This window comes from Streptomyces sp. WMMB 714, from assembly GCF_900090125.1.
Classification (GTDB): Bacteria; Actinomycetota; Actinomycetes; order Streptomycetales; family Streptomycetaceae; genus Streptomyces; species Streptomyces daqingensis.
The window spans coordinates 24785-51741 of record NZ_FMHJ01000010.1 but is presented as its reverse complement, the minus strand read 5'-3'; the positions used below and the strand labels follow the sequence as shown (position 1 = coordinate 51741).

Here is a 26957-nt window from a genome sequence, read left to right as displayed (position 1 = left end):
CACGGACACGAGGGTCCGGCTCGGTACGGGCATCGGGTGGCGGCCCGAGATCGCGGACGGCATCGAGGCGCTGCCGGGCATCGACTGGGTCGAGGTCGTCGCCGAGAACGTCTGCCCGGATCATCTTCCCGAGCCGCTGCTGCGCCTGAGCGAGCGCGGAACGAAGATCGTCCCGCACGGCGTCTCGCTCGGCCTCGGCGGAGCCGACCGCCCCGACCGGGCGAAGCTCGCGGCGCTCGCCGAGCGCGCGGAGGCGCTTCAGGCCCCGCTGGTCACCGAGCACATCGCCTTCGTACGGGCCGGCGGGGGCGCCACGGGCCGGCCGCGTATGGAGGCGGGCCACCTGCTGCCCGTGCCGCGCACTCGCGACGCGCTGGACGTGCTCTGCGAGAACGTGGCGGCGGCGCAGGAGGCGCTGCCGGTGCCGCTCGCCGTGGAGAACATCGCCGCGCTCGTCAACTGGCCGGGCGAGGAGATGAGCGAGGGACGCTTCCTCGCCGAGCTGGTGGAGCGTACGGGCGTCCAGTTGCTCATCGACGTCGCCAACCTGCACACCAACCACGTCAACCGCGGCGAGGACCCGGCGGTCGCGCTCGGCGAACTCCCCCTCGACGCCCTGGCGTACGTGCACGTCGCGGGCGGATTCGAGCGGGACGGCGTCTGGCACGACAGCCACGGCCACCCGGTGCCGCGGCCCGTCCTGGACGTACTCGCGCAGCTGTGTGCCCGGACCGCGCCGCCCGGAGTGCTGCTGGAACGCGACGAGAACTTCCCGCCCGTCGCCGAACTGGCGGCCGAACTGGACGGCATACGCGCCGTCCTCGCGGGCAGCGGCGCGGGAGCGGAGGCCCGGCATGGCTGAGACACACCCCGGCAGCGGCACCTCCGCGGCCCGTGAGCGGCTCGCCCATGCCCAGACCGCGCTGCTGGCGGCGCTGGTCGCGGACGGACCCGTGCCTGACGGCTTCGACGCGGAACGGCTGGCCGTGCAGCGGCGGGCCCTGATCGGCAATCGAGCCGATGTCGTCGCGAAGATCGCACCCGAACTGCCGGAGATCCTCGGTGAGAAGACCTTCCGCACCGAGTTCGCCGCCTACGCGCGCGGCCGCCCGATGGAGGGCGGCTACCGGCGCGACGCCCTGGACTTCGCACACTGTCTGACGGAGGAGGGCACGGTGGCCGACCGGGCCACCCGGCTGAAGGTGCGCCGCTGGTGGCTCGAACGCTCCGGCGCGACACCGCCGCCCGAAGGCCGGGTGCGCCGCGCCCTGTACCTGCTGCGCGCCGCCCGGCAGACGCGCTGACGGCCCACCCCCGCGACGCGACCGGCACCGCACCCTGCCGATACCGCCCGCACCACCCCCACCACCCCACCACCCGCACCACCCGCACCACCCGCACCACCCGCACAGAAGCGTGGGCCGTCGCTGCATCGAGCGCATCACGCCGACACCGCGCCGCGGTCCTTTACTTCACCAACTCCCGCACAGAGCATCCGACTTGTCACTCACCGCTCACGACTGCCCACTCTCCGCTCCCTCCCGGGGCAAGGGTCCCGGTCAGCGTCAGCCCTCGCGGACGAGCAGGAACGAGGCTCCCTGTGCGCTCAGTTGCACTCCACGGCGCACTCAGCGCCCTGGTGCTGACGGCTGCCGCCGTCGTACCGTCCGGGAGCGCGCCGGAAGTCGTGCCGTTCCCCCTCCGGGACGCCCGGGAGAAGGCCGGCACCGCGTCGGCCGCGTCCGCCGCCGCGGCCGCCGGGATCGACTGGACGGAGTGTCCCGCCGCCGAGCAGCTTCCCGCGCCGGTGGAGTGCGGGAAGGTCACGGTCCCCGTCGACTACGCGCGCCCCGCGGGCGAGAAGATCCGGCTCACCGTCAGCAGGCGCGGAGCGACGGGCCCCGCACGCCAGGGAGCGCTGCTGTACAACCCCGGCGGCCCGGGCGGCAACGGCATGAGCTTCCCGATGTACGCGGCTCCCTTCGGCGACCCCGTGTGGAGGAAGCTCAACAAGGCGTACGACTTCGTGGGTTACGCCCCCCGCGGCGTCGGCCGGTCCGCCCCGCTGAAGTGCGGGGAGCGGGCCGGACGGGCCGCCGCCCGTCCGGCCCGCTCCCCGCGCGACCCCTCCGCGGCGTACAAGCGGGCGATGCGGCGGAAGGCGGCGGCGTACGCGACGGCTTGCGCCGCACGGGCCGGCGACCGGCTCGACCACTTCACCACCCCCGACAACGCGCGCGACCTCGAGGTCCTGCGCGCCGCGCTGGGCAGCGGGAAACTCAACTTCGTCGGCACCTCGTACGGCAGCTACCTGGGCGCCGTCTACGCGACGCTCTTCCCCGGCCGTGTGCGCCGCCTCGTCCTGGACAGCGTCGTCGACCCCCGGCCCGGCCGCGTCTGGTACCGCTCCGACCTGGAACAGAACATCGCCTTCGAACGCCGCTGGCTCGACTGGAAGAGGTGGGTGGCCCGGAACCACTCCGTCTACCGCCTCGGCCGGACCCCGCGTGCCGTGCAGCGCGAGTTCGACAAGGTGCGCACCACCCTCGACGCCAGGCGCGTGGGCGGATCGGCGGGACGCGACCTCGGCTCCAGGCAACTGCTCGCCGACTACGTCCGCGTCGGCTACGACGCCGGGACCTGGCCCCGGCACGCGGCCGCCCTGTCGGCGTTCCGCCACGGCGACCCGCGGCCCCTCGTCGCGGAGGCAGCCCCGGACCGCCACGGAGCGGCGGCCAGGGCCAACAGCGACGCGGTCCACAACGCGGTGAAGTGCTCCGACGCCCCTTGGCCGCGCGACTTCGCACGCTGGGACCGGGACAGTACGGCAGTCGCCCGCAAGGCGCCGTTCCAGACGTGGGAGAACACCTGGACGAACCTGCCCTGCGCGTACTGGCACGGCAAGCGGTCACGGCCCGTGGACGTGGGAGCCCGGCCCGGCGCCCTTCCCCCCGTCCTGCTGCTCGCCGCCACCCGCGACCCCGCCACTCCCTACGAGGGCGCCGTGCGCACCTGGCAGCGGCTGCCCGGCTCGTCGCTCGTCACCGAGCGCGGCGCCGGGACGCACGGCGTCGCCGGGGGCAACGCGTGCGTGGACCGCCGACTGACGGCGTATCTGCTGCACGGCAGGACGCCCGGACGGGCAGCCGAGTGCGCGGCCCGTCCGGTACCGCGGCCGCTGCCGGACGGGAGCTGACCGGCAGCGGCCGTGTGAGCCGTCAGACCAGCCCGGCCACGAGCTCCGCGACCGGCTTCCGCCGTCCCGTGTAGAAGGGCACCTCCTCGCGTACGTGCATCCGCGCCTCCGAACCGCGCAGGTGCCGCATGAGGTCGACGATGCGGTGCAGTTCGTCGGCCTCGAACGCGAGGATCCACTCGTAGTCGCCGAGCGAGAAGGACGGCACGGTGTTGGCCCGCACGTCCGGGAAGCCGCGGGCCATCTTGCCGTGGTCGGCGAGCATCCGCCGCCGGTCCTCGTCGGGCAGCAGGTACCACTCGTAGGAGCGCACGAACGGGTAGACGCTCACGTACGCCCGGGGCTCCTCCCCCGCCACGAAGGCCGGGACGTGCGACTTGTTGAACTCGGCGGGACGGTGCAGCGCCATGTTCGACCACACCGGTTCCAGGGCGCGGCCCAGCCGCGTGCGCCGGAAGCGGTTGTAGGCCTCCTGGAGGGCGTCGGAGGACTCGGCGTGCCACCAGATCATGACGTCCGCGTCGGCACGCAGCCCCGAGACGTCGTAGGTGCCGCGCACTGTGACGTCCTTCGCGGCGAGCTGGCCGAACAGCTCCTCCACCTCGTCCGCGTATCCGGTGCGGTCCTCGGGAAGCACGTCCCGCAGCCGGAAGACCGACCACAGGGTGTAGCGGATGATCTCGTTGAGGTCCTTGGCCTTCTTGCCCGCGTTGGGCGCCTTGTCCGGTGCAGCAGTCATGCGGCCTATTCTCGCTCGTCCTCCGGCACGGCCCGCGCGAGGGTCTGCTCGGCGGCCCGCACGCCGCTGCCGACGCAGGCGGGGATGCCGACGCCCTCGTACACGGCTCCGCACACCGCCAGACCGCCGGTCTCCCCGACGGCACGGCGGACGCGCTCCACCCGCTCCATGTGGCCGACGGGGTACTGCGGCAGACCGCCGTCCCAGCGGGTGACCACGCTGTCGACGGGGGCGGCCGAGAGCCCCGTCGCCTCCCGCAGGTCGTGCAGGGACAGTTCGACGAGGTCCGCGTCGTCCCGCTCGAGGACCCGCTCCTCGCCGTACCGGCCCACGGAGGTCCGCAGCACGAACAGTCCGGGGCTGCTTGCGGCGACCCAGCCCCACTTGTTGCTGGAGAAGGTCGACGCCTTGATGGTGCGCCCGTCGACGGGAGGCACGAGGAAGCCGCTGCCCGGCGGCGGCACCCCGATGTCCGCGCGGCGGAACGCCATCGTCACGAGGGCCATCGACGCGTACTCGACGGCGTTCAGCTCGGCAGCCGCGGCGGGCACCTCGTCCGCGAGGACCGCCGCCGCCCGGGGGGCGGGCACCGCGAGCACGACGGCGTCGGCGGCGAGCACCTCACCGGCCTCCGTGACGACCTCCCGGCCGGAGCGGGCGCCCGTCCGGGGGCCGCGGACCGTGCGTACGGCAACGCCGGTGCGGATCTCGGCGCCCGCGTCGCGGCAGACCCGGGCGACGGCTCCCGGCAGGCGCCCCACGCCGCCCTCCACCCCCATGAACACCGGCGCCCCCGCGGCAGCACCGGCAGCACTCTGTGTCTCTGCCCGGCCCTGCGCCCGGCCCTGTGTCTCTGCCCGGCCCTGTGTCTCTGCCTGGGCCCGGAGCAGTCCGCGTACGGCCGCCAGCAGCGAGGGCTCGCCGCGCGCCGCCTCGTACAGCTGCGGCACCGCGGCACGCATGGAGATGCGGTACGCGTCTCCCGCGTACACCCCGCCCAGCAGCGGCTCGACCAGCCGGTCCACGACCTCGCGGCCCACACGGGCGGCGACGTACTCGCCGATGGCGACGTCCTCGCCGACCTCCGTCGCCGGCAGCCGGGCGTCCTCGGCGACGCGGGCGCGGCCGGCGTCGGAGAGCAGACCGCTCAGCGCCTCCGGTTCGCCCGGCACGCCCATCACGTGCCCCTTCGGCATGGCGCACATCTCGCCCCGCGACCAGACGGCGGCGCCCGCGACCGCCGGCGGCTGCAACGCGTCGCCCAGCCCTGCCTCCCGCGCCAGCCGCACCGCCTCGGGCCTGCGGGCGAGCATCGACTCGGCGCCCAGGTCGACGGCCGTCCCGGCCACCTCCCCGGTCAGGAGCTTCCCGCCGAGCCGCGGCGAAGCCTCCAGCAGGGTCACGGACGCACCGCCGGCGAGCAGCCGGTGCGCCGCGGCGAGCCCGGAGACGCCGCCGCCGATCACGATCACATGCATGCGGAAACTGTTGCACGGGGTACGACCGGCAAGGCAGTGGGGACCGGCGTACCGGGGCACCCGGCTTCACGCCGGCACGGGTCCCGCCCGCGCCCACGCCCACGAGACGGAGGGAGCACGCACCATGGCCGCTGCACGCCGGATGGTCGTCGTCGGAGGTGACGCGGCGGGGATGTCGGCCGCTTCCCAGGCCCGCAGGCTCAAGGGCCCGGACGAGCTGGAGATCATCGCGTTCGAGCGCGGCGACTTCACCTCGTACTCGGCGTGCGGCATCCCGTACTGGATCGGCGGATCGGTGGACGCGCGGGACGACCTCATCGCCCGTACGCCCGAAGCGCACCGCGAACGCGGCATCGACCTGCGCATGCGCACCGAGGTCACGCGGATCGACGTGGACGGCGGACGGGTGCGCGCCCGCGGCCTGTCGGGGGACGGCGGTGAGACATGGACCGGTTTCGACGAACTGGTCGTCGCCACGGGAGCCACCCCGCTGCGTCCGCCGCTCCCCGGCATCGACGCCCCGGGCGTGCACGCCGTGCAGACCCTGGAGGACGGCGAGGCCCTGCTCGGCACCCTCGGCGGCGTGGAGTCCGGGTCCGGCGGCGAGCGGCGCCGGGCCGTCGTCGTCGGCGCGGGCTACATCGGTGTGGAGATGGCCGAGGCGCTGACTCTGCGGGGCTACGAGGTCACGGTCCTGGACCAGGCCGAACAGCCGATGACCACTCTCGACCCGGACATGGGCGCACTGGTGCGCGACGCGATGTGCGGGATGGGCATGGAGGTCGTCACGGGCGCCGAGGTCACCGCGGTCGAGACCGACGGGGAGGGACGCGCCCGCGCCGTCGCCGCCGGGGAGAAGACCTACCCCGCGGACGTGGTCGTACTGGGCCTGGGCGTCGCCCCCGAGACGTCGCTCGCCCGCGAGGCCGGGCTGCCCGTCGGCGAGTCCGGTGGGCTGCTGACGGATCTGGCCATGCGGGTACGCGGCCACACGAACATCTGGGCCGGGGGCGACTGCGTCGAGGTCCTCGACCTCGTCTCCGGACGCACCCGCCACGTCGCGCTGGGCACCCACGCCAACAAGCACGGCCAGGTCATCGGAGCGAACATCGGCGGCGGTTACGCCACCTTCCCCGGCGTCGTGGGCACCGCGGTCAGCAAGGTCTGCGACCTGGAGATCGCCCGCACGGGCGTGCTGGAGGCGCAGGCCCGCGAGGCCGGGCTGCAGTTCGTGACGGTGACCGCCGACGCCACCGGACGCGCGGGCTACTTCCCGGGCGCCGAGTCCATGCGCGTGAAGATGCTCGCCGAACGGGGCACCGGCCGGCTGCTGGGCACGCAGATCGTGGGACGCACCGGTGCGGGCAAGCGCGTGGACGTCGCCGCGGTCGCGCTGACCGCCGGACTCACGGTCGAGCAGATGATCTACCTCGACCTCGGATACGCGCCGCCCTTCTCCCCCGTGTGGGATCCGGTCCTGGTGGCGGCGCGGAAGGCGGCGGCAGCGGTCCGGCAGGAACGCCGGGAGTAGGCCAGCCCGTCGCCGTCAGCCCGTCGCGGTCTGCTCGTGGACGTACCCCACGAGCCGCGTCAGGGCGTCCGGGTCGGTGTCGGGCATTACCCCGTGGCCGAGGTTGAAGATGTGCCCGTCGAGGCCGCGCGCCGCGTCCAGCACCCGGCGCGCCTGCGCCTCCACCGCCTCGCGCGGCGCGAAGAGCACCGCCGGGTCGAGGTTGCCCTGCACGGCCTTGCCCGCGCCGATCCTGCGGGAGGCGTCGTCCAGCGGCACCCGCCAGTCCGCCCCCACGACGTCCGCGCCCGCCTCGCCCATGGCGCCCAGCAGCTCGCCGGTGCCGACGCCGAAGTGGATGCGGGGCACCCCGTACCCGGCGACGGCGTCGAAGACCTTGGCCGAGGCGGGCAGCACGGAGTGCCGGTAGTCGGCCGGAGCGAGAGCCCCCGCCCACGAGTCGAAGAGCTGCACCGCCGAGGCCCCGGCCTCGATCTGCACCTTCAGGAAGACGGAGGTGATGTCCGCGAGCCGGTCCAGCAGCGCCGCCCACAGCTCCGGGTCGCCGTACATCATGGCCTTGGTGTGCTCGTGGTTGCGCGAGGGGCCGCCCTCCACGAGGTAGCTGGCCAGCGTGAACGGCGCGCCGGCGAAGCCGATGAGAGGGGTGCCGCCGAGTTCGCGCGTCAGCAGGCGGACGGCCTCCGTCACGTAGTGGACGTCCCCCGGCTCCAAGGGGCGCAGCCGCTCCAGGTCCGCGCGGGTGCGGACGGGCGACTCGACGACGGGGCCGACACCGGGCTTGATGTCCAGGTCGACGCCGATCGCCTTCAGGGGCACCACGATGTCGCTGAAGTAGATCGCCGCGTCCACGCCGTGGCGCCGCACCGGCTGCAGCGTGATCTCGGTGACCAGGTCGGGCCGCATGCACGAGTCGAGCATCGCGATGCCCTGCCGCACCTTGCGGTACTCGGGCAGCGAGCGTCCGGCCTGCCGCATGAACCACACCGGTGTGTGCGGCACGGGCTCCCGCCGGCACGCTTTGAGGAAAACGGAGTCGCGGGGCCGGTCCCCGGAAGCGGTCGGCTGGCCCGTCGCGCGGTCGTTGGCACTCACGCAGGAAGTCTCCCACGCCCCCGGCGGTCCCCCGCGCGCGGTCACGTCCCCGCAGCGGGCCCGCACTTGTCGGCCATTCTCGCCGCGGCCCCTCGGCGGCCGTACCCGTCCCACGCCCGGCTCACGCGGTCACGTCCCCGCAGCGGGCCCGCACTTGTCGGCCATTCTCGCCGCGGCCCCTCGGCGGCCGTACCCGTCCCACGCCCGGCTCACGGCTGCCTCCGGCGCCACGTCCGGCCTCAACACCCACCACTCTTCGGCCACTTGCGAGTGTCCCTACGGGTCTGCGCCGCCGCCGCGGCCTACTCTTCGGCCCATGGCAGCGGCTCGACCACAGATGACGGAGGGCTCCGGCAGCTCGGGCGGCGGAGGCGACAGCGCCCCGCTGCCCTTTCAGCGCGCGGTAGCGGCCCTGAACGCCGCACGCACGCGTCCGGAGGTGCAGCTCTCCGCGCTGCCCGCTCCCAAGCGCCTCGCGCCCTACACCTTCGCCCTCTCGGCCAGCGTCACGGACCCGGAGGCCGAAGGCGGCGACGGCGACCCCCCGGAGCTCGCGGACGGCCGCTTCGTCCTGCTCCACGATCCGTCGGGGCAGGAGTCCTGGCAGGGCACGTTCCGCGTCGTCACCCTCGGCCGCACGGAACTCGAGCCGGAGATGGCGGGCGATCCGCTGCTGCCGGAGGTCACCTGGTCGTGGCTGACCGGTGCGCTGGAGACGCGCTCGGCGACGTACGGCGACCCGAGCGGCACGGTGACCCGCTCCGGCTCGTCCTACTTCGGCGGGCTCGAAGAGCGCCCCCCGCAGAGCGAGTTGGAGATCCGCGCGAGCTGGACGCCCCGCCCCGACGACCCTGCCGCACCCGACGCGCTGCCCGACATGGCGGCCCATCTCTCGGCGTGGGCGGAGCTGCTGTGCCAGTGCGCGGGGCTGCCGCCCGAGCAGGGCGACGGAGCCTCCGTCGTCACCCTGCCGAAGAGGCGCGGGCCCCAGCCGCTCTGACGGTCCGCGCCAGGTCGAGCGGCTGTCCGATTCGGGAATATCGGTCACCAATTGGTGATCATTCCCTAAAGGCAGGCCCCCGACCTGCCGAAGGAGTCTATGACCCCTTCAACACGGAACACCCCGGATCACCCCGCACGGTCACCGGAATCGTTCCGTCCGCAGCCAGCCCTCGGAGGCCCGGTGTCTGTTCTTCTTGAGCACCCCACAAGCCTGGTCGCCTACCGCCCGAACAAGCCGACCGCAATGGTCGTCGTGGCAGACCCCCGAGTCCGATCCACCGTGACCCGACATCTCTGGGCTCTCGGCGTACGGGATGTCATCGAGGCGTCGTCGATCGCGGAGGCACGTCCCCGAGTCAGCAACCCGCGCGACATCTGCGTTGCCGACGTCCATCTCCCCGACGGCTCCGGTCTCAGCCTGCTCTCCGAGACCCGAGCCGCGGGCTGGCCCAACGGCCTGGCCCTCTCCGCCGCCGACGACATCGGAGCCGTACGCAACGCCCTCGCGGGCGGCGTGAAGGGCTACGTCGTCACCGGCACCCGCAACAACCTCGGCGCCATGCCGACCCGGCACGGCGCCGCCCCCATCGGTGCCGCCGCCGCGCGCATGCACCGCCGTCCCGGCGGCGGGCCCGGCGGCCCGGGCCACCCGGGCGGGCAGCGCGAACTGTCCGGACGCGAGGTCGAGGTGCTGCGGCTGGTCGCGGAGGGCCAGTCCAACAAGGCCATCGGCGTCTCAATGGGCCTCTCGGCCCTGACGGTCAAGTCCCATCTCGCCCGCATCGCCCGCAAGTTGGGCACCGGCGACCGCGCCGGCATGGTCGCGGTGGCGCTCCGCACCGGCATCATCCACTGACGCCACCCACCCGCACCGCTCCCCCAGAGGCGCCCGCCGGCGGCACGTTCCGCCGGCGGGCGCCTCTGCCGTGCCCGGGGCCGCAGACGAGTACGGCCCGCTCGCGTGGACCGGGGGTGCGGTGTTTCCGGTGGTATGGGCAACCGTCTGCCCGGACATTCGGACAACCACCCTGCGCTCGCAGATACTCTTGACCGGTGACCGACGCCCAAGAGACCGCATCAGCAAACGCAGCTCAGGCCCCGCCCGAGGAGCCGGACACAGGTCCGGCGCCGGTCCCTCTGCTGGAGCCCCGCGAGGGCGTTCCGCCCGTCGTCGCGGACGAGGCGGGTCTCGCCGAGGTCGTCGCCGCGTTCGCCGCCGGTTCGGGTCCTGTCGCCGTCGACGCCGAGCGTGCCTCCGGCTACCGGTACGGGCAGCGGGCGTACCTCGTGCAGCTGCGGCGCGAGGGGGCGGGGAGCGCGCTGATCGACCCCGTCGGCTGCCCCGACCTCTCCGCGCTGGGAAACGTGCTGGCGGACACCGAGTGGGTGCTCCACGCCGCGAGCCAGGACCTGCCCTGCCTGCGTGAGATAGGCATGGTCCCGCGGCGGCTCTTCGACACCGAGCTCGCGGGCCGGCTGGCCGGCCACGCCCGGGTCGGGCTGGGCGCCATGGTCGAGAACGTCCTCGGATACACCCTGGAGAAGGGCCACTCCGCCGTCGACTGGTCGACGCGGCCGCTCCCCGATCCTTGGCTGCACTACGCGGCCCTGGACGTGGAGCTCCTCGTCGACCTGCGGGACGCGCTGGAGGCGGACCTGGACCGGCAGGGCAAGCTCCCCTGGGCCCGGGAGGAGTTCGAGGCCATCGCCGCCGCTCCCCCCGCCCCGCCGCGCAAGGACCCCTGGCGGCGCACCTCCGGCATGCACAAGGTGCGGCGGCGCCGTCAGATCGCCGTCGTACGGGAGCTGTGGACCGCCCGCGACAAGATCGCGCAGAAGCGGGACGTCTCCCCCGGCAAGGTCCTCACCGACGCGGCGATCGTCGAGGCCGCGCTCGCCATGCCCTCCGACGCCCGCGCCCTGTCCGCCCTGCCGGGCTTCGGCCACCGCATGGGACGCAAGCAGCTCGACCACTGGCAGGCGGCCGTCGAGCGGGCGAAGGCCCTGCCGGAGACCGCACTGCCCCAGCAGAGCCAGGCGACCAACGGGCCGCCTCCGCCGAGGTCCTGGGCGGACAAGGACCCCGCGGCCGCGGCCCGCCTCGCCGCCGCCCGTGCCGCGGTGACCGCCCGCGCGGAGGAACTGCGGCTGCCGCAGGAGAACCTGCTCACTCCGGACAGCGTGCGCCGGCTGTGCTGGCAGCCGCCCCGGGTGCGCACCGAGGCGGAGGTCGTCTCCGCGCTGCGGGCGCTGGGCGCGCGGGAGTGGCAGATCGAGCAGACCGCCGCGCTGCTGACGGAGGCCCTGGCGGCGCCCGCACCGTCGGAGGAGGCGGCGCGGGGCGAGGGACGCGGTTAGGAAGTGCCCGTGGGGGGCGTGCCCTGTCTCGGGTGCGCCGCGTCGCGGGCGCCGGAGCCGCAGCAGGGTGGACCCCGGTTGAAGGCCCCCGGCCGGTTCGCCCCGCGCGTACGGCGGCTGCGCGGAGGCGGCCGCTGAAGCTCCGTGGTGGCTGCCGCGCACCGGCCGGAGTGTGACGTGTGCCCCTCGCCGGAGGCGGGCCTTGCCCCTGAGTTACCCATGGGTAGCATGGCCCGTGGGAAGCGCGCCGTCCGGCGTATCTGTACCGCACCTGGAGGAGAGCCAAAGTGCCTCGTACCGCTAGGGACGTCGTCTTCGTCGACGGCGTCCGTACACCGTTCGGCAAGGCGGGCCCCAAGGGCATCTATCACGAGACCCGGGCCGACGACCTGGTCGTGAAGTGCATCCGTGAACTGCTGCGCAGGAACCCGGACCTGCCGCCGGAGCGCATCGACGAGGTGGCGATCGCCGCCACCACGCAGATCGGCGACCAGGGCCTGACGCTGGGCCGCACCGCCGGCATCCTCGCCGGGCTGCCCAACTCGGTGCCCGGGTACTCCATCGACCGCATGTGCGCCGGTGCGATGACGGCGGTGACGAGCACCGCCGGATCCATCTCCTTCGGCGCGTACGACATCGTCGTCGCGGGCGGCGTCGAGCACATGGGCCGGCACCCGATGGGCGAAGGCGTCGACCCCAATCCGCGCTTCGTCTCGGAGAAACTGGTCGACCAGTCCGCGCTGTTCATGGGCATGACCGCGGAGAACCTGCACGACCGCTTCCCCCACCTCACCAAGCAGCGTGCCGACGAGTACGCGGTGCGCAGCCAGGAGAAGGCCGCCAAGGCCTACGCCAACGGCAGGATCCAGCAGGACCTCGTGCCGATCTCGGTGCGCCGCTCGAACGAGGAGGCCGGGGAGACCGGCTGGGGCCTGGCCACGCAGGACGAGCCGATGCGTCCGGGGACCACGCTGGAGCAGCTCGCCGGGCTCAAGACGCCCTTCCGCGCGCACGGCCGCGTCACGCCGGGCAACGCCGCGGGCCTCAACGACGGTGCGACCGCGTCGCTGATCGCCGCCGAGGACTTCGCCCAGGAGGCGGGCCTGCCCGTCAGGATGCGGCTGGTGAGCTACGCCTTCGCCGGCGTGGAGCCCGAGGTCATGGGCGTCGGTCCGGTGCCGTCCACCGAGAAGGCCCTCGCCAAGGCGGGGCTGTCGATCGACGACATCGGCCTGTTCGAGATCAACGAGGCCTTCGCCGTGCAGGTGCTGGCCCTGCTGGACCACTACGGCATCGCCGACGACGACCCGCGCGTGAACCAGTACGGCGGCGCCATCGCCTACGGCCACCCGCTCGCCTCGTCCGGTGTGCGGCTGATGACGCAGCTGGCCCGGCAGTTCGAGGAGCAGCCGCACGTGCGCTACGGACTGACGACGATGTGCGTCGGCTTCGGCATGGGCGGAACGGTCATCTGGGAGAACCCGCACTGGAGCGGCGCGGCCGACGGACACGAGGGAGCAGGCAAGTGAGCAACACAGCTGAGCTGCTGAAGGGCGCTGCGGAGCTGTTCCCCGACGAGGTCGTGACGCAGGCGCACGTGCGCCACCTCGACCTCCCGGGCGGGGCGGGCCGGTTCGCGCTGATCACGCTGGACAACGGATTCGACCACACCAAGCCGACCACGTTCGGGCCCGCTTCGCTGGCCAACCTGGACGCGGCCCTCGACCAGGTCGGGAAGGAGGCGGCGGAGGGCGAGATCGTCGGCGTCGGGCTCACCGGCAAGCCGTTCATCTTCGCCGTCGGCGCCGACCTGAAGGGCGTCGAACTGCTCAAGGAGCGCGACGACGCCCTCGCCATCGGGCAGGGCGGGCACGCCGTCTTCCGGCGCCTGTCCGGTCTGGGCGTACCGACGTTCGCGTACTACAACGGCGCCGCGATGGGCGGCGGTGTCGAGGTGGGTCTGCACTGCACCTACCGCACCGTCTCGCAGGCGGTACCCGCATTCGGGCTTCCGGAGGTCTTCCTCGGACTCGTCCCGGGGTGGGGCGGCTGCGCCCTGCTGCCGAACCTCGTCGGCGCCGACAAGGCCGTCTCGATCATCATCGAGAACTCCCTGAACCAGAACCGGCAGATCAAGGGCCCGCAGGTCTACGAACTGGGCATCGCCGACGCCCTGTTCGAGGGCGCCGACTTCCTGGAGCAGTCGCTGCGCTGGACGGCGTCCGTCCTCAAGGGCGAGATCGAGGTCGTACGGCCCGAGATCGACCGTGGCGAGGCGTGGGACCAGGCGGTGGCCCGGGGCAGGCAGGTCGCCGACGGCAAGGTGCACGGTGCGGCGCCCGCCGCCTACCGCGCCCTCGACATCGTCGCCGCGGCCAAGAGCGGCGACCTGGGCGCCGGCTTCGACGCCGAGGACGAGGCGCTGGCCGATCTCATCATGGGTGGCGAGCTGCGCAGCGGCATCTACTCGTTCAACCTGGTGCAGAAGCGCGCCAAGCGGCCCGCCGGCGCACCCGACAAGTCGCTGGCGCGTCCCGTCACCAAGGTCGGCGTGGTGGGTGCGGGCCTGATGGCCTCGCAGCTGGCGATGCTCTTCGCGCGCCGCCTGGAGGTGCCGGTCGTGCTGACCGACATCGACCAGGAGCGCGTCGACAAGGGCGTGGGCTACGTCCACGAGGAGATCGACAAGCTGCTGCTGAAGGGCCGGATCAACCAGGACAAGGCCAACCGGCTGAAGGCGCTGGTGACCGGTTCGCTGGACAAGGCCACGGCCTTCGCCGACGCGGACTTCGTCATCGAGGCCGTCTTCGAGGAGATGGGCCTCAAGCAGCGGATCTTCGCCGAGGTCGAGGCCGTCGTGCCGGAGCACGCCATCCTGGCCACCAACACCTCGTCGCTGTCCATCACGGAGATGGCCTCGCAGCTCAACCACCCCGAGCGGGTCGTCGGCTTCCACTTCTTCAACCCCGTCGCGGTCCTGCCGCTGCTGGAGATCGTGCGCGCGGAGCGCACGGACGACGCGTCGCTGGCCACCGCGTTCGCCGTGGCCAAGTCGCTGAAGAAGACGGCGGTCCTCGTCAAGGACGCCCCCGCCTTCGTCGTCAACCGGGTCCTGACCCGCTTCCTCGGCGAGGTGCTGCGCTCCATCGACGAGGGCACTCCGGTCGAGGTCGCCGACAGGGCCCTCGCGCCGCTGGGGCTGCCGATGTCGCCGATCGTGCTGCTGGAGCTCGTCGGGCCCGCCGTCGCCCACCACGTCTCGGAGACGCTGCACGCCGCGTTCCCCGACCGCTTCGGCGTCTCGGAGAACCTCGGCCGGATCGTCGAGGCGGGCAAGCGCAACCTGTACGTCCACGACTCGGGCAAGCCCGAGCTGGACCCGGAGGTCGAGGCGCTGTTCCGGACCGGGGACACGGTCCTCACGGAGGAGCAGGTGCGCGAGCGGGCGCTGGACGCCATCGCGCAGGAGGTCCGCCTCATGCTCGACGAGGGTGTCGTCGCCGAGGCGCAGGACGTCGACCTGTGCCTGATCACCGGTGCCGGCTGGCCCTTCCACCTGGGCGGGATCACCCCGTACCTGGACCGTGAGGGCGTCAGCGAGCGGGCGACCGGACGCCGCTTCCTGGAGCCGGGCGTGGCGAGCGTCCCCGCGTAGGGGACGCTCCGGGAGCTGCCGAGGGCGCCCGTCCGCGAGGGTTCGCGGGCGGGCGCCTTCGTGTGCGGCCACCGACGGGGCGGACGGCAGGGGCGCGGCGTCAGGAGTGGGGGTCCCCAGTCGTCAGGAGCGGTGGTCCCCGGTGCGTCCGGAGCGGTGCTGCGAGAGCCGCATCACGACGAAGACGACCAGCGCGACCACGAGGAGCGCCCCGACGGCCTTGGAGAACAGCCCGACGTACTCCCCGACCGCGCTCCACCGGTCCCCGAGCCAGTAACCGGCCATCACCAGCACGGAGTTCCAGATCAGGCTGCCCGCGGTGGTCAGGAGCAGGAAGACCGGCAGCCGCATGCGCTCGACCCCGGCGGGCACGGAGATCAGGCTGCGGAAGACGGGGACCATACGGCCGAAGAAGACGGCCTTCGTCCCGTGCTTGGCGAACCACTCCTCGGTCCGGGTCAGGTCCCCGGCCTTCACCAGCGGCAGCTTCGCCCAGATCGCGTGCAGGCGCTCGCGGCCGAGCAGCACGCCGAGCCAGTAGAGGGCGGCCGCGCCGACCACCGAGCCCAGAGTCGTCCAGAAGAGCGCCGAGACCAGGGAGAGCACGCCCTGCCCGGCCGCGAAGCCCGTGAGGGGCAGCACCACCTCGCTGGGAAGGGGAGGGAACAGGTTCTCCAGGGCGATGGCCAGGCCCGCTCCGGGCCCGCCCATGGTCTCGACGAGGTCGGAGGCCCAGCCCGCGATGCCCCCCGCGGGCTGTTGTCCCGAGGCCAGGTTCAAGGACTGCATGTGTCACCCTTCCGGCGTTGACAGGCGGCCGGCCCAACCCGGGGAAGACTCGGCCGTTCCTGCCCGCCTACCCCGGAACCGGCCCCGCCCTACAACCCGGCACACCCGCGAGGCGGCCGGGCGAACCCGGGACGCGGCCGGCCGAACCCGGGACGCGGCCGGGCGGCGGTCAGTCCGCGGGGCGCTGCACGCGGACGTACAGGACGGCGCCGCCGACGGTGCCCGCACGCTCGTAGTGGCGCCCGAGGTACGCGCGCAGCGTCGGCGTGTGCCGCACGGCGTAGGGCTTGCCGCGCGAGTCGTCGACCACGAGCGCCGGCGGATCGCGCCGCAACTCGCCTTCGAAGTACGGCCAGGCGCCGTCCATGGCGTACCGCTCCCCCACCCGGACGCCGCCGCGTCCGCCGCTGAAGTTGGTGAGGAATCCGGCGGTCAGGTAGCGGGACGCCGGTGCGCGGTCGGCGAGCCAGTAGGTCTCGGGGTGCATGCCCCACAGCAGCACCCGTTCGGACGGGGCGGTGCGGGAGCGGATCTCCGCCGCGAGCCGCTGCTGGTGGGCGAGTTCGCCGTTCGGGGCGAGCAGCGCCCACAGCAGGAAGCCCGCCGTGACCAGCGCCTGGACTGCGAGAGCTGCCGACAGCGGCCGTCCGCGCAGATGCCGGAGCGCTGCGGCGGCCAGCAGCGCCAGGGCGGGGGTGAGTTGCAGGAAGTAGTGGCCGAAGAACTGGAAGCCCGCCGTCACGGCGGCGGCGGACGCGCCCAGCCATACCCACACATCGGCGGTCCGCGTCCCCCCGCCGTCTCGGGGCTGCTTCCCGCCCCGGCGCCGCGCGTACAGCGCCGCGAGGACGACCGGCAGGCAACCCCCCGCCAGCAGCGCCGCGTTGGCGGCCGCCCGCAGCGCGGCGTGAGCGGCGGCTCCGTCGACCGACGCGTAGTCGCCCGAACCGGTCACCGTCCAGAACAGCAGCCGTCCCGGCCCGAGAGCGAGCGCGGAGGCCAGCACGGGAAGCGCGGCCGCCCCGAGCAGCCGCGCGGCCGCCCGGCTGCCGCACCGCGACTGCCACAGCAGCCACAGCACCGGCAGCAGGACGGCGCCTCCCGTCTGCTTCGTCAGCGCGGCCGCCGCGACCGCCAGGCCCGCCCCCGCCCAACGGCCGCGGTCGGCGCACCACATGGCGAGGACGGTCCACGGCAGCATGAAGACCTCGAAGGTCGCCGCCTGCGTGTCCTCGGGGACGAGCCCCACGGACGCCAGCACGTAGCAGACCCCCGCGAGCACGCCCGCCCGGTCTCCCCAGCGGCGGCGCGCCAGCGACGCGAGCAGCACGGCGCCGGTGAGCACCGCGACCACGGCGGCCGCCCGCAGCGGCCACAGGGAGCCGTCCCCGAAGACCGCGAACGCGGCCTCGTAGAGCCAGGGCAGCAGCGGCGGCTTGCGGTCGACGACCGTCTCGTACAGGGCCCCGCCGGCCTCCAACTGCCTTGCCTGCGTGGCGAGGAAGCCCTCGTCCGGATTCCACAGCGGACGTGCGAACGACGGCGTACGGGTCACCAGCGCCAGTAGCGCCAGGACGGGCAGCAGCCGCCTCCAGAAGCTCCCCGGCAGCAGCCGGGCCGCCCCCGGCTGCGGCGGCGGGCCCTGTACGGGCACCGGCGTCGGGGCGGCGGAGGGGCGGGAGGTCGGCATGCGTTCAAGCTAGCGGGCACGACGGCGAAGGGCCTGACCGGTCCCTCGCGGGATCCGTCAGGCCCTTCAGCGGTGTGCCGAGGCGGTGCCTCAGTCGCGTGCCACCTCCGCGGCCTGCGTCTCGAACCGGCCGTCCAGCTTCGCCACGAGACCCGTGACCTGCCGGGCGATGTCGGGCGCGGTGAGCCCGATCTCGGCCATGACCTCGGCTCGGGAGCCGTGGTCCAGGAAGCGTTCCGGGATGCCGAAGTCACGCAGCGGCACATCCACACCGGCGTCGCGCAGCGCCTGCGAGACGGCCGAACCGACGCCGCCCGCACGGCTGTTGTCCTCCACCGTCACCACGACGCGGTGCTGCTCGGCGAGCGGGGCCAGCTCCTCGTCGACGGGCTTGACCCAGCGCGGGTCCACGACGGTCGTGGAGATCCCCTGCTTGTCCAGCAGGTCGGCGATCTCGAGGCACATCGGTGCGAGCGCCCCGACGGACACCAGCAGCACGTCGGGGCGCTGCGTGTCGGAGGCCTTGCGCAGCACGTCCATCCTGCCGACGCGGCCGACCGCCGGCACCGCGGGCCCCACCGCGCCCTTGGAGTAGCGCACGACCGTCGGGGCGTCGTCCACCTCCACGGCCTCGCGGAGCTGGGCGCGCACCTGGTCGGCGTCGCGCGGGGCGGCCAGGCGCAGTCCGGGGACGCACTGCAGGATCGACATGTCCCACATGCCGTTGTGGGAGGCCCCGTCGGTGCCGGTCACGCCCGCGCGGTCCAGTACGAACGTCACCCCGCACTTGTGGAGCGCGACGTCCATCAGCAACTGGTCGAAGGCGCGGTTGAGGAACGTCGCGTACACGGCGAAGACGGGGTGGAGCCCGCCCGTGGCCAGGCCCGCCGCGGAGACCGCGCCGTGCTGCTCGGCGATGCCGACGTCGTAGACGCGCTCGGGGAACTCCTCGGCGAACTCGTGCAGTCCGACAGGGCGCATCATCGCGGCCGTGATGGCCACGATGTCCTCGCGTTCCCTGCCGAGCTTGACCATCTCCTCGCCGAACACCGAAGTCCAGTCGGCGCCCGAGGTCTTCACCGGCAGCCCGGTGTCGGGGTGGATGACGGGGACGGCGTGGAACTGGTCGGCCTCGTCCTCCAGCGCGGGCTGGTAGCCGCGGCCCTTCTCCGTCAGGCAGTGCACCAGCACCGGCCCGCCGAAACGCTTCGCCCGCTGCAGGGCCGACTCGACGGCGGCGACGTCGTGCCCGTCGATGGGGCCGACGTACTTGAGGCCCAGGTCCTCGAACATGCCCTGCGGGGCGATGAAGTCCTTCAGGCCCTTCTTCGCGCCGTGCAGCGTCTCGTAGAGGGGCTTGCCCACGACCGGGGTGCGGTTGAGGACCTCCTTGCCGCGGGCGAGGAAGCGCTCGTAGCCGTCGGTGGTGCGGAGCGTGGCGAGGTGGTTGGCGAGACCGCCGATGGTGGGCGCGTAGCTGCGCTCGTTGTCGTTGACGACAATGACGAGCGGACGGTCCTTCGCGGCGGCGATGTTGTTCAGCGCCTCCCAGGCCATGCCGCCGGTCAGCGCGCCGTCGCCGATGACGGCGACGACGTGGTCGTCCTTCTGGCGCACCTCGTTGGCCTTGGCGAGGCCGTCGGCCCAGCCGAGGACGGTGGAGGCGTGGCTGTTCTCGATGACGTCGTGCTCGGACTCGGCACGCGAGGGGTACCCGGAGAGGCCGCCCTTGAGGCGGAGCCGGGAGAAGTCCTGACGCCCGGTCAGCAGCTTGTGCACGTAGCTCTGGTGGCCGGTGTCGAAGAGGATGCTGTCCTTGGGGGAATCGAACACGCGGTGCAGCGCGATGGTCAGCTCGACGACGCCCAGGTTGGGCCCCAGGTGCCCGCCTGTCTTGGCCACCGAGTCGACCAGGAACGAGCGGACCTCCCCGGCAAGCTGCTCCAGCTGCTCGGGCGCGAGATCGTCGAGGTCACGTGGACCCTTCACACGGGTCAGCAGGTCCCACCTTCCCCTTCGCTGTGCCCTGGGGAACTCCACCGCCCCCGACCCGGGATGGCGCGCGGAGCGCGGCCCCTTATCCACGGTGCCTCCTTGCTGTCGAGCATCTCGACTGTGCTGATTCAGACGAGTCTAATGTTCCTACCGGAGACGGGTTCTTCCGGTCGTGCGAGATGGGTCACCCGACTGGGCGCGGCAGCAGCGGCCCGGCGGGCTGCCGGCGGGCGGGCGCGGGGAAGGGGCCGCGGACCGGACTTCACCGATCCGGGCGTACGGAAGTGGTGGAGCGAGCTGTACGCGGAACGGCTGGCGCAGGGCTTCGCAGGGGTGTCGCACGGGCTGAACGAGCCGTCCCGCCCCGGCCGGGGTCCCGCTGTCCTTCCGCGGACGGCACCCGTTCCGGGGACGGCACCCGGGTGAGCCGCGGGACGGGCCGGTCACGGCACGGCGGGAACGCGCGAGGCGCCCGGCCGGGGTTTCCCGGCCGGGCGCCTCGGACTCACCGCGGACTGGGCGGGCGCCGGCGCCCGCTACGTACGTCCGGCCGTCTTCTGCGTACGTCGGGAGACGGAGTCGATGACCACGGCGGCCAGCAGCACCGCACCGGTGATCATGTACTGGATCTCGCTCGCCATGCCGAGCAGGTTCAGGCCCTGCTGGATCGACTGGATGACGAGGATGCCCAGCAGCGCCGACCAGATCTTGCCGCGTCCGCCGAACAGGCTCGTACCGCCGATGACGGCCGCTGCGATCACGTTCATCAGCGTGTTGCCGGCACCGAGGCTCTTCGTCGCGCCGCCGGAGAGGCTGGCGATGAACAGCCCGCCGAAGGCCGCGAGCATTCCCGCGATGCCGAAGACGGTGATGCGGACCCGCTCGACGTTGATGCCGGCCCGGCGTGCCGCTTCGGCGTTGCCGCCGACCGCGAAGATCTGCCGGCCGTAGGTGGTGCGGCGCACCACGAAGTCGGCGACGACGAGCACGGCGAGGAAGAGCACCAGCGCCAGGGGCAGGCCCCGCGACTGGTTCAGCACGTAGGCGGCGACGAACGCCACCGCCGCCACGACCGCCGTGCGCACCACGATCTCGCTGACGGGCCTGAACGGCAGGCGGGCCGCCCGGCGCCGCTTGGCGTCCGTCAACAGGGCCGCGGCGTAGGCGAGTACGGCCACCAGTGCCAGGCCGTAGGCGGCGGCGATGTCCTCGAAGTAGTAGCCGGTCAGGTCCTCGACGACGCTGCCCTCGGGAGTGTTGATGCTGCCCTCGGAGCCCATCAGCCAGATCTGCAGGCCGCTCCAGCCGAGGAACCCGGCGAGGGTGACCACGAACGCGGGTACGCCGACCCTGGCGAAGAAGAAGCCGTGCAGGGTGCCGATGGCGAGACCGGAGGCGATGGCGATGAGCACCGCCAGCCAGTCGTTCACGTCGTTCGTGACGCTGAGGACCGCCCACACGGCGGCGCCCACGCCAGCGACCGAACCGACCGACAGGTCGATCTCGCCGAGCAGCAGCACGAAGACGATGCCGGTCGCCATGATGCCCGTACCGGCGATGTAGACGCCGATGTCGCTGACGCTGCCCGCGGAGAGGAAGTTGTCGTTCAGCGACTGGAAGATGACGGCGATGATGATCAGCCCGAGCACGACGGGCAGCGAGCCGAGCTCGCCCCCCTTCACCCGGCGCTTGAAGTCCGTCAGGTAGCCCGCGAAGCCCTGTTCGCGTACGAGGAGCCGCGGGTCGACCGCGGCACCGCCGCCGGGGGCGGCCGCGTCAGGGGTCTTCGTCAGCGCGTCCGGCGCCGGACCGCTCTCGCCGCGTTCCTTGTCGACGGTGTCGCTCACTTGGCCACCTCCTTGTCGGTGCCGGCCGTCGCGGTACGCGCCTGACGGCGGGTGACCGCGTTGTCCGACGCGCCCGTGATCGCCGCGATGACCTCCTCGTTGGAGGTGCTCGCCACGTCGAAGACGCCGTTGTTGCGGCCCAGGCGCAGCACGGCCACACGGTCGGCGACGGCCTTGACGTCCGCCATGTTGTGGCTGATGAGGATGACGGCGAGGCCGCGTTCCCGCAGCCGCTCCACGAGGTCGAGGACCTGGGCCGTCTGCTCGACGCCGAGCGCCGCGGTCGGCTCGTCGAGGATGACCACTTTGGGGTCCCCGATGAGCGCGCGGGCGATGGCGACGACCTGCCGCTGGCCTCCGGAGAGCGACGCGACAGGTATACGGACGCTGGGGATGCGGATGGAGAGCGTGTCCAGCAGCTCCATCGCCCGCTTCTCCATGGCGATCTCGTCCAGAACCGCGGCGCTGCGCACCTCGTTGCCGAGGAACAGGTTCGCGACGACGTCCAGGTTGTCGCACAGGGCGAGGTCCTGGTAGACGGTGGCGATACCGAGGTCCTGGGCATCGTGCGGCCTGTTGATCGCGACCGCCCTGCCCTCCCACTCGATCGTGCCGTCGTCGATGGGGTGGACCCCGGCGATGGTCTTCACCAGGGTCGATTTGCCGGCGCCGTTGTCGCCCACCAAGGCGATCACCTCGCCGGGTCGTACTTCCAGATCCACGTCGGTGAGCGCCTGCACGGCACCGAACCGCTTGGAGATCCCGCGCAGCGCCAGTACGGCTTCCTTCGCCACTGGGCCAACTCCGATCTTCCGTCGGCCGCCGCCCCCGGCGGGCGGGGGCGGCGGCCTTCACTTCCCGATGGCTGCGGGCCACGCGCCGTGGCCCGGGGGTCACTTCAGACCGGCTGCCTCGCACGCCTTCTCGAACTGCGGCGTGCAGATCTGGTCGACCTTGTAGACCTTGTCCTTGAGGATCGTGTCCTCGATGTTGTCCTTGGTCACGATCTTGGCGTCGTACAGCTGGGACGGAACGCCCTTCTTGCTCTTGCTGTCGACCTTCTTCGGCGTGAACTCGTCGATCTTCTCGCCCTTGAGGAGAGCCACCGCGATCTCGGCGGTCGTCTCGGCCTGCGGCTTGATCGCCTTGTAGATCGTGAGCGTCTGGTCGCCCTTGATGATGCGCTGCAGACCGGCGAGTTCGGCGTCCTGGCCACCGAGCGGCACGTCCTTGACGCCCTGCTTCTTCATGGCGGTCGAGACGCCGCCGGCCATGCCGTCGTTGGCGGCGTAGACGCCGTCGAAGCCGTCCTTGCCGAGCTTGGTGATCGCGGCGCCCATCTTCTTGTTCGCCTCGTCCGGCGACCAGTCCGGGATGTCCTGCTCGTAGACGACCTTCTTGACCTTCTTGTCGAGCACGCTGTGCGCGCCCTTCTTGAACAGCGGGGCGTTCGGGTCCGTGGGCGACCCGTTGATCATGACGACGTTGCTGTCCTGCGCCTTGTCCCCGAGCGCGTCGACGAGGCCCTGGCCCTGCAGTTCGCCGATCCGCTCGTTGTCGTAGGAGATGTAGGCGGAGATGTCGCCTTCGGCGAGGCGGTCGTACGCCACGACCTTGACGTCCTTCTTCGCGGCCCGGTCCACCCACGACTTGGTGGCCTGAGCGTCCACGGCGTCGAGGATGATCGTCTTGACGCCCTGGGCGATGAGCGCGTCGAACTGCTTCTTCTGCGTCTCGGAGTCCTGCGAGGCGTTGTTGTACTTCACCTTGCATTCCGAGCAGAGAGACTTGATCTTCTTCTCGATGTACGGACGGTCGAACGTCTCGTAGCGAGTGGTCTTGTTCTCCGGCAGCAGAAGACCGATGGTCTTGTCGTCTCCGCCACCGCCGCCGTCGCCACCGCCTGCCTTGCCGCACGCGGCGAGCGACAGGGCCATCGAGACGGCCGCCGTACCTATGACGACGCGACGCACCTTTGCGTTCATGGGGTTCCAACCTCCCTGACGGGGCCGCGTCGTTGCGGCCGAGGTGGTCGGAAGTCAACTCTGAGGGAAGTCAAGCGTCAAGAAGTAAATCATTAACGAGACGGCAACGATGCCATCCGTTATCTGCGTGAACCCAAAACGGTACTTTAGGTAACCGTCCGGGCCCGGTACGGAGTCGGAAGCGCCCGCCCGCGGTGCGGAGGGGCCGCCCGGGCCGCCGCGCGACGGCGTCAGGAGAATCCCACCACCGCGCCGACGGGCGTCCGCCGCCGGCCGCCCTCCGAGGAGGCTCCGGCACGCGCCGACGCCGATCTGTTCCGCCTCGTCCCCGGCTCGCCCTTGACCTGCCCGCCGGGCGACGAGCCGCCCGCCGAGTCCAGCAGCGTCGCGTCGCCCATCTCGCTCAGCACGAGCGCCAGCGCGCCCAGCACCTCCGCGCGGCCGCCGAGGGTTCCCGGCACGACGGTCAACTGCCGTGCGGCGCTGGGGATCGCGTACCGCGCCACCGAGTCCCGCACGGGGCCCAGCACCAGGTCGCCCGCTTCGGCGAGGTCGCCGCCGAGCACGACGCGGCTGGGGTTGAGCAGGTTGCACAGGTTGGCCACGCCGCTGCCGATGTGCCGGCCGATGTCGGCCACCACGCGGCGGCAGCCCGGGTCGCCGTCCCGTGCGAGCTCGACGACGCGCGTCATCGTCAGGTCCGTGCCGTGGCTCGAGTGCAGCAGCGGCAGGACGTAGCGGGCGGCGGTGAACGTCTCCAGGCAGCCGCGGTTGCCGCAGCGGCAGACGGGCCCCGACTCGTCGAGGGTGATGTGCCCGATCTCGCCCGCCGTGCCGCCCGGGCCGCGGTAGATCTGGCCGCTGATGACGAGGCCCGCGCCGACACCGCTGGCGACCTTGATGTACGCGAGGTCGCCGGCACCGCGGCCGTTGCCCCACACCTGCTCGCCGAGAGCGCCGAGGTTGGCGTCGTTGTCGACGTGGACGGGCACGCCCAGGCGCGAGGCCAGCTCCTGGCGGGGATGGGTGCCGGCCCAGCCCGGCAGGATCGACGTCGAGCCCAGCTCGCCCGTCTCCACGTCGATGGGGCCGGGGACGCCGAGTCCGACGCCGATCAGCTTCTCGCGGCTGATGCCGGTGGTGGCGACGAGGCGGTGGACGAGCTGCTCGGCACGGTCGAAGCCCTCGTCGGCGGACGCGTCCACGTCGATCGGCTCGGCCTCCTCGGCGAGCACCTGGTGCGCCAGGTTGCCGACGGCCACCCGCAGATGGGAGTGGCCGAAGTCGACGCCGACGACGGCGCCCGCGTCGCCGCTGAGGGAGACCGCCCTCGCCCGGCGCCCGCCGGCGGAGGTGGGGGTCACCTGGACGGTGCCGCTCTCCTTCAACTCCCGGACGATGTTGGAGACCGTCGCCGCGGACAGGCCGGTCGTGCGGGCGATCTCCGCCTGGGTCAGCGAGCCGGCCATCCGCACCGCGCGCACGACCCGTTCAAGATTGGCCCGGTGCAGAGAGGACTGCGACCCCGGAGTCTCCACCACTGATCCACTCCCGCCTCGACGGCCGGCGCGACCATCGGACCGTCCGCCGCACCGCGTCAATGGAACGGCATGCCTCCAACATATGAACTCTAAGCAGAGCCCGAGGGGATCTCTCCCGTCAAGACCTTGAGCGAGGTATTGCGCTCACCTGTGGAGGCCCGCAGGAGCGTGAGCGGAAGCGCGAAGCTACTTCAGCGCACCCGCCGTGAGACCGGCGACGACCTGCCTCTGGAAGATGATGTACGCCGCCAGCACGGGCAGCATGGCCATCACCAGCCCCGCGAACAGGCCCGACCAGTCCCCCTTGTAGCCCTGGCTGGCGGCCAGTTCGACCAGTCCCTGGGTGAGCACCCGCTGGTCGGGGTCGGTGTTGAGCACCGTCGGCAGCATGTACTGGTTCCACTGGCCGAGGAAGTTGAAGATGCCCACGCTGATCAGGCCGGGCTTCGCCATCGGCAGCATCACCTGGAAGAAGGTCCTCGTGTGGGAGGCCCCGTCGATGAGCGCCGCCTCCGCCACCGACGTCGGCAGCGAGCGGAAGAAGGACGTCAGGAAGAACGTCGTGAACGGCAGCGAGTACGCGATGTAGGCGAGGATCAGGCCGTGCCGGGTGTTCAGCAGGCCGGTGTTGCTCATGACGTAGAAGAGCGGCACGAGGGCCAGGATGATCGGGAAGCTCATCCCGCCGATGAACAGGAAGTAGAAGAAGCGGTTCCCGGGGAAGTCGAACCGGGCGAGGACGTACGCCACCATGCTGCCCAGGAGCATGGTGCCGAACAGTGAACCTCCCACCACCAGCAGGGTGTTGAAGAAGTACTCACTCATGTGCGCCTGGCTCCAGGCGCGCGACCAGTTGTCGAAGTTGAGCGAGGTCGGCAGCGACCAGGGCGAGGTGAAGATGCTCTTGTCGTCCTTGAAGGAGGTCATCACCGCCCACAGCAGCGGCATCACCACCATCACGGCCCACAGGACGAGCATCCCGTGCGAGAAGACGTTGAGGGTCCTGCCCTCGCTGCCCCGTGCGCTCTCCTTGTCGGCGGTGCCCCGCAGCGGGTCGGCGGTGAGTGCCTTGCCCACCGACTGCGTCTCCGTCATCTCCGGTTCCTCGGGAAGGGTGCCGGCGCTCTTCATCAGTACTCCAACCTCTCCCGGCGACCGAGTTTCAGCACGACGGCCGCGAAGGCCAGGGTCACCACCAGGAGTGCCACGCCGATCGTCGTCGCGTAGGCGGCCTGGCCGTCGCGGAACGCCTTCAGGTACACGTACAGCGGAAGCACGGTCGTCGAGTAGGCGGGGCCGCCCGGGCCCGTCGTCATGATCTGCACCACCGCGAACGCCTCGGCGCCCAGCGCCAGGATGCCCATGTAGATCCAGCCGGACTGCACGGTGTCCCACAGCAGCGGCAGCGTGATCCGGAAGAACGTGGTGATGCGGTCCGCGCCGTCCAGCAGCGCGGCCTCGTAGTAGTCACGCGGGATGGACGTCATGGCGGCCGAGAAGAGGACGACGAAGAAGCCGACCGTGCTCCACACCATCACGGCCATGACGGCCCACAGGGCCGTCTCCGGGTCGCCCAGCCACGCCGTCTTCAACGAGGACAGGCCCACGGCGTCCAGCGCCGCGTTGAGCGAGCCGCTGCGCGGGTTGTACGCGAAGCGGAAGAGCAGCGCGACGATGGCGATCGACAGCACCTGCGGGAAGAAGTAGACGATCTTGTAGAAGCTGGACCCGCGCACGCCGGAGACGGCGGAGTTCTTCCGCCGCCGCCCCCCGACGTTGATCATGAACGCGAAGAACAGCGCGAGGCTGATCGTCACCAGCGGCAGCAGCACGAGGAACAGCAGGCTGTGCTGCAACGACTTCCAGAAGACGTCGTCGCCGAACAACTTGGCGTAGTTGTCGAAGCCGACCATCTTGAAGTCGGGACTCAGGCCGGTCCAGTCGGTGAACGAATAGTAGATCGACTGGGCGAACGGCCAGATGACAAAGACCGCGTAGATCGTGAGGGGAGCGATCAAGAACCCCACGATGAACCGGTACTTGCCGTGCTCCATTA

At 72.1% G+C, this 26957-nt stretch carries 19 protein-coding genes and 1 pseudogene; 8 read left to right on the top strand and 12 right to left on the bottom strand.

Translation table 11 applies throughout. The annotated features are described in order from the left end of the window. Positions 1-31 precede the first annotated feature (31 nt). Positions 32-1304: pseudogene (locus tag H181DRAFT_RS18765) on the top strand (DUF692 family multinuclear iron-containing protein). 296 nt (positions 1305-1600) lie between these two features. Next, positions 1601-3196, top strand: coding sequence for an alpha/beta hydrolase (locus H181DRAFT_RS18760; protein ID WP_045865707.1), 1596 nt, complete (start codon positions 1601-1603; stop codon positions 3194-3196). A 22-nt stretch (positions 3197-3218) separates the two neighbouring features. Here the strand turns inward: H181DRAFT_RS18760 and hemQ are convergent, their stop codons facing one another. Then, on the bottom strand, positions 3219-3935 hold the full coding sequence (gene hemQ / locus H181DRAFT_RS18755; protein WP_045865706.1) for a hydrogen peroxide-dependent heme synthase: 717 nt from the start codon (positions 3933-3935) through the stop codon (positions 3219-3221). 5 nt (positions 3936-3940) lie between these two features. After that, positions 3941-5413 carry a protoporphyrinogen oxidase gene (gene hemG / locus H181DRAFT_RS18750; protein WP_045865705.1) on the bottom strand — a complete coding sequence of 491 codons (1473 nt, stop codon included), beginning with the start codon at positions 5411-5413 and terminating at the stop codon, positions 3941-3943. A gap of 124 nt (positions 5414-5537) precedes the next feature. Here hemG and H181DRAFT_RS18745 point away from each other — a divergent pair, with 124 nt between their 5' ends. Next, positions 5538-6944 carry an FAD-dependent oxidoreductase gene (locus H181DRAFT_RS18745; protein WP_045865704.1) on the top strand — a complete coding sequence of 469 codons (1407 nt, stop codon included), beginning with the start codon at positions 5538-5540 and terminating at the stop codon, positions 6942-6944. 15 nt (positions 6945-6959) lie between these two features. Here the strand turns inward: H181DRAFT_RS18745 and hemE are convergent, their stop codons facing one another. Beyond that, on the bottom strand, positions 6960-8039 hold the full coding sequence (gene hemE / locus H181DRAFT_RS18740; protein WP_045865703.1) for a uroporphyrinogen decarboxylase: 1080 nt from the start codon (positions 8037-8039) through the stop codon (positions 6960-6962). Positions 8040-8355: 316 nt separating this feature from the next. Here hemE and H181DRAFT_RS18735 point away from each other — a divergent pair, with 316 nt between their 5' ends. The 5 genes from H181DRAFT_RS18735 (at position 8356) to H181DRAFT_RS18715 (ending at position 15054) form a co-directional block, all read left to right on the top strand. After that, positions 8356-9039: a DUF3000 domain-containing protein gene (locus H181DRAFT_RS18735; protein WP_045865702.1), complete on the top strand. Its 684-nt coding sequence runs from the start codon at positions 8356-8358 to the stop codon at positions 9037-9039. A 183-nt stretch (positions 9040-9222) separates the two neighbouring features. After that, on the top strand, positions 9223-9897 hold the full coding sequence (locus H181DRAFT_RS18730) for a response regulator transcription factor (RefSeq protein ID WP_045865701.1): 675 nt from the start codon (positions 9223-9225) through the stop codon (positions 9895-9897). Between the two features lie 197 nt (positions 9898-10094). Then, positions 10095-11399 carry a ribonuclease D gene (locus tag H181DRAFT_RS18725; protein WP_045865700.1) on the top strand — a complete coding sequence of 435 codons (1305 nt, stop codon included), beginning with the start codon at positions 10095-10097 and terminating at the stop codon, positions 11397-11399. Positions 11400-11686: 287 nt separating this feature from the next. After that, on the top strand, positions 11687-12928 hold the full coding sequence (locus tag H181DRAFT_RS18720) for a thiolase family protein (RefSeq protein ID WP_045865699.1): 1242 nt from the start codon (positions 11687-11689) through the stop codon (positions 12926-12928). Then, a complete protein-coding gene (locus H181DRAFT_RS18715) occupies positions 12925-15054 on the top strand; it encodes a 3-hydroxyacyl-CoA dehydrogenase NAD-binding domain-containing protein (protein WP_045865698.1) in 2130 nt (709 codons plus the stop codon). Before H181DRAFT_RS18720 ends, H181DRAFT_RS18715 begins: the two co-directional genes overlap by 4 nt. A 123-nt stretch (positions 15055-15177) precedes the next feature. On the opposite strand, the gene H181DRAFT_RS18710 is transcribed toward H181DRAFT_RS18715, so the two are convergent. The 9 genes from H181DRAFT_RS18710 to H181DRAFT_RS18670 all read right to left on the bottom strand — a co-directional run bounded on the left by H181DRAFT_RS18710 (position 15178) and on the right by H181DRAFT_RS18670 (position 26955). Then, positions 15178-15843, bottom strand: coding sequence for a DedA family protein (locus tag H181DRAFT_RS18710; protein ID WP_045865697.1), 666 nt, complete (start codon positions 15841-15843; stop codon positions 15178-15180). A 169-nt stretch (positions 15844-16012) separates the two neighbouring features. Further along, positions 16013-17533: a glycosyltransferase family 39 protein gene (locus H181DRAFT_RS18705; protein WP_045865696.1), complete on the bottom strand. Its 1521-nt coding sequence runs from the start codon at positions 17531-17533 to the stop codon at positions 16013-16015. Positions 17534-17623: 90 nt separating this feature from the next. Beyond that, a complete protein-coding gene (gene dxs / locus H181DRAFT_RS18700) occupies positions 17624-19534 on the bottom strand; it encodes a 1-deoxy-D-xylulose-5-phosphate synthase (protein ID WP_175439802.1) in 1911 nt (636 codons plus the stop codon). Between the two features lie 530 nt (positions 19535-20064). Then, a complete protein-coding gene (locus H181DRAFT_RS18695; protein ID WP_045865854.1) occupies positions 20065-21321 on the bottom strand; it encodes a sugar ABC transporter permease in 1257 nt (418 codons plus the stop codon). Between the two features lie 50 nt (positions 21322-21371). Beyond that, a complete protein-coding gene (locus H181DRAFT_RS18690; protein ID WP_045865694.1) occupies positions 21372-22169 on the bottom strand; it encodes an ATP-binding cassette domain-containing protein in 798 nt (265 codons plus the stop codon). Between the two features lie 99 nt (positions 22170-22268). Beyond that, positions 22269-23360, bottom strand: coding sequence for a substrate-binding domain-containing protein (locus H181DRAFT_RS18685; protein WP_045865693.1), 1092 nt, complete (start codon positions 23358-23360; stop codon positions 22269-22271). A gap of 230 nt (positions 23361-23590) precedes the next feature. Then, entirely contained in the window at positions 23591-24898 is a 1308-nt protein-coding gene (locus tag H181DRAFT_RS18680) for an ROK family transcriptional regulator (RefSeq protein ID WP_045865692.1), read from the bottom strand. Positions 24899-25087: 189 nt separating this feature from the next. Beyond that, on the bottom strand, positions 25088-26032 hold the full coding sequence (locus H181DRAFT_RS18675; RefSeq protein WP_078895828.1) for a carbohydrate ABC transporter permease: 945 nt from the start codon (positions 26030-26032) through the stop codon (positions 25088-25090). Then, complete coding sequence (locus tag H181DRAFT_RS18670; protein WP_045865691.1) at positions 26032-26955, bottom strand: carbohydrate ABC transporter permease; 924 nt, start codon at positions 26953-26955, stop codon at positions 26032-26034. The genes H181DRAFT_RS18675 and H181DRAFT_RS18670 overlap by 1 nt, the downstream gene beginning before the upstream one ends. Positions 26956-26957 lie beyond the last annotated feature (2 nt).

Bases quoted from the DNA above. Each gene is read 5' to 3' on its own strand.
- hemQ (WP_045865706.1), bottom strand. From the start codon at position 3,935: ATGACTGCTGCACCGGACAAGGCGCCCAACGCGGGCAAGAAGGCCAAG.
- hemG (WP_045865705.1), bottom strand. From the start codon at position 5,413: ATGCATGTGATCGTGATCGGCGGCGGCGTCTCCGGGCTCGCCGCGGCG.
- H181DRAFT_RS18745 (WP_045865704.1), top strand. From the start codon at position 5,538: ATGGCCGCTGCACGCCGGATGGTCGTCGTCGGAGGTGACGCGGCGGGG.
- H181DRAFT_RS18735 (WP_045865702.1), top strand. From the start codon at position 8,356: ATGGCAGCGGCTCGACCACAGATGACGGAGGGCTCCGGCAGCTCGGGC.
- H181DRAFT_RS18710 (WP_045865697.1), bottom strand. From the start codon at position 15,843: ATGCAGTCCTTGAACCTGGCCTCGGGACAACAGCCCGCGGGGGGCATC.
- H181DRAFT_RS18705 (WP_045865696.1), bottom strand. From the start codon at position 17,533: ATGCCGACCTCCCGCCCCTCCGCCGCCCCGACGCCGGTGCCCGTACAG.
- H181DRAFT_RS18685 (WP_045865693.1), bottom strand. From the start codon at position 23,360: ATGAACGCAAAGGTGCGTCGCGTCGTCATAGGTACGGCGGCCGTCTCG.
- H181DRAFT_RS18675 (WP_078895828.1), bottom strand. From the start codon at position 26,032: ATGAAGAGCGCCGGCACCCTTCCCGAGGAACCGGAGATGACGGAGACG.
- H181DRAFT_RS18670 (WP_045865691.1), bottom strand. From the start codon at position 26,955: ATGGAGCACGGCAAGTACCGGTTCATCGTGGGGTTCTTGATCGCTCCC.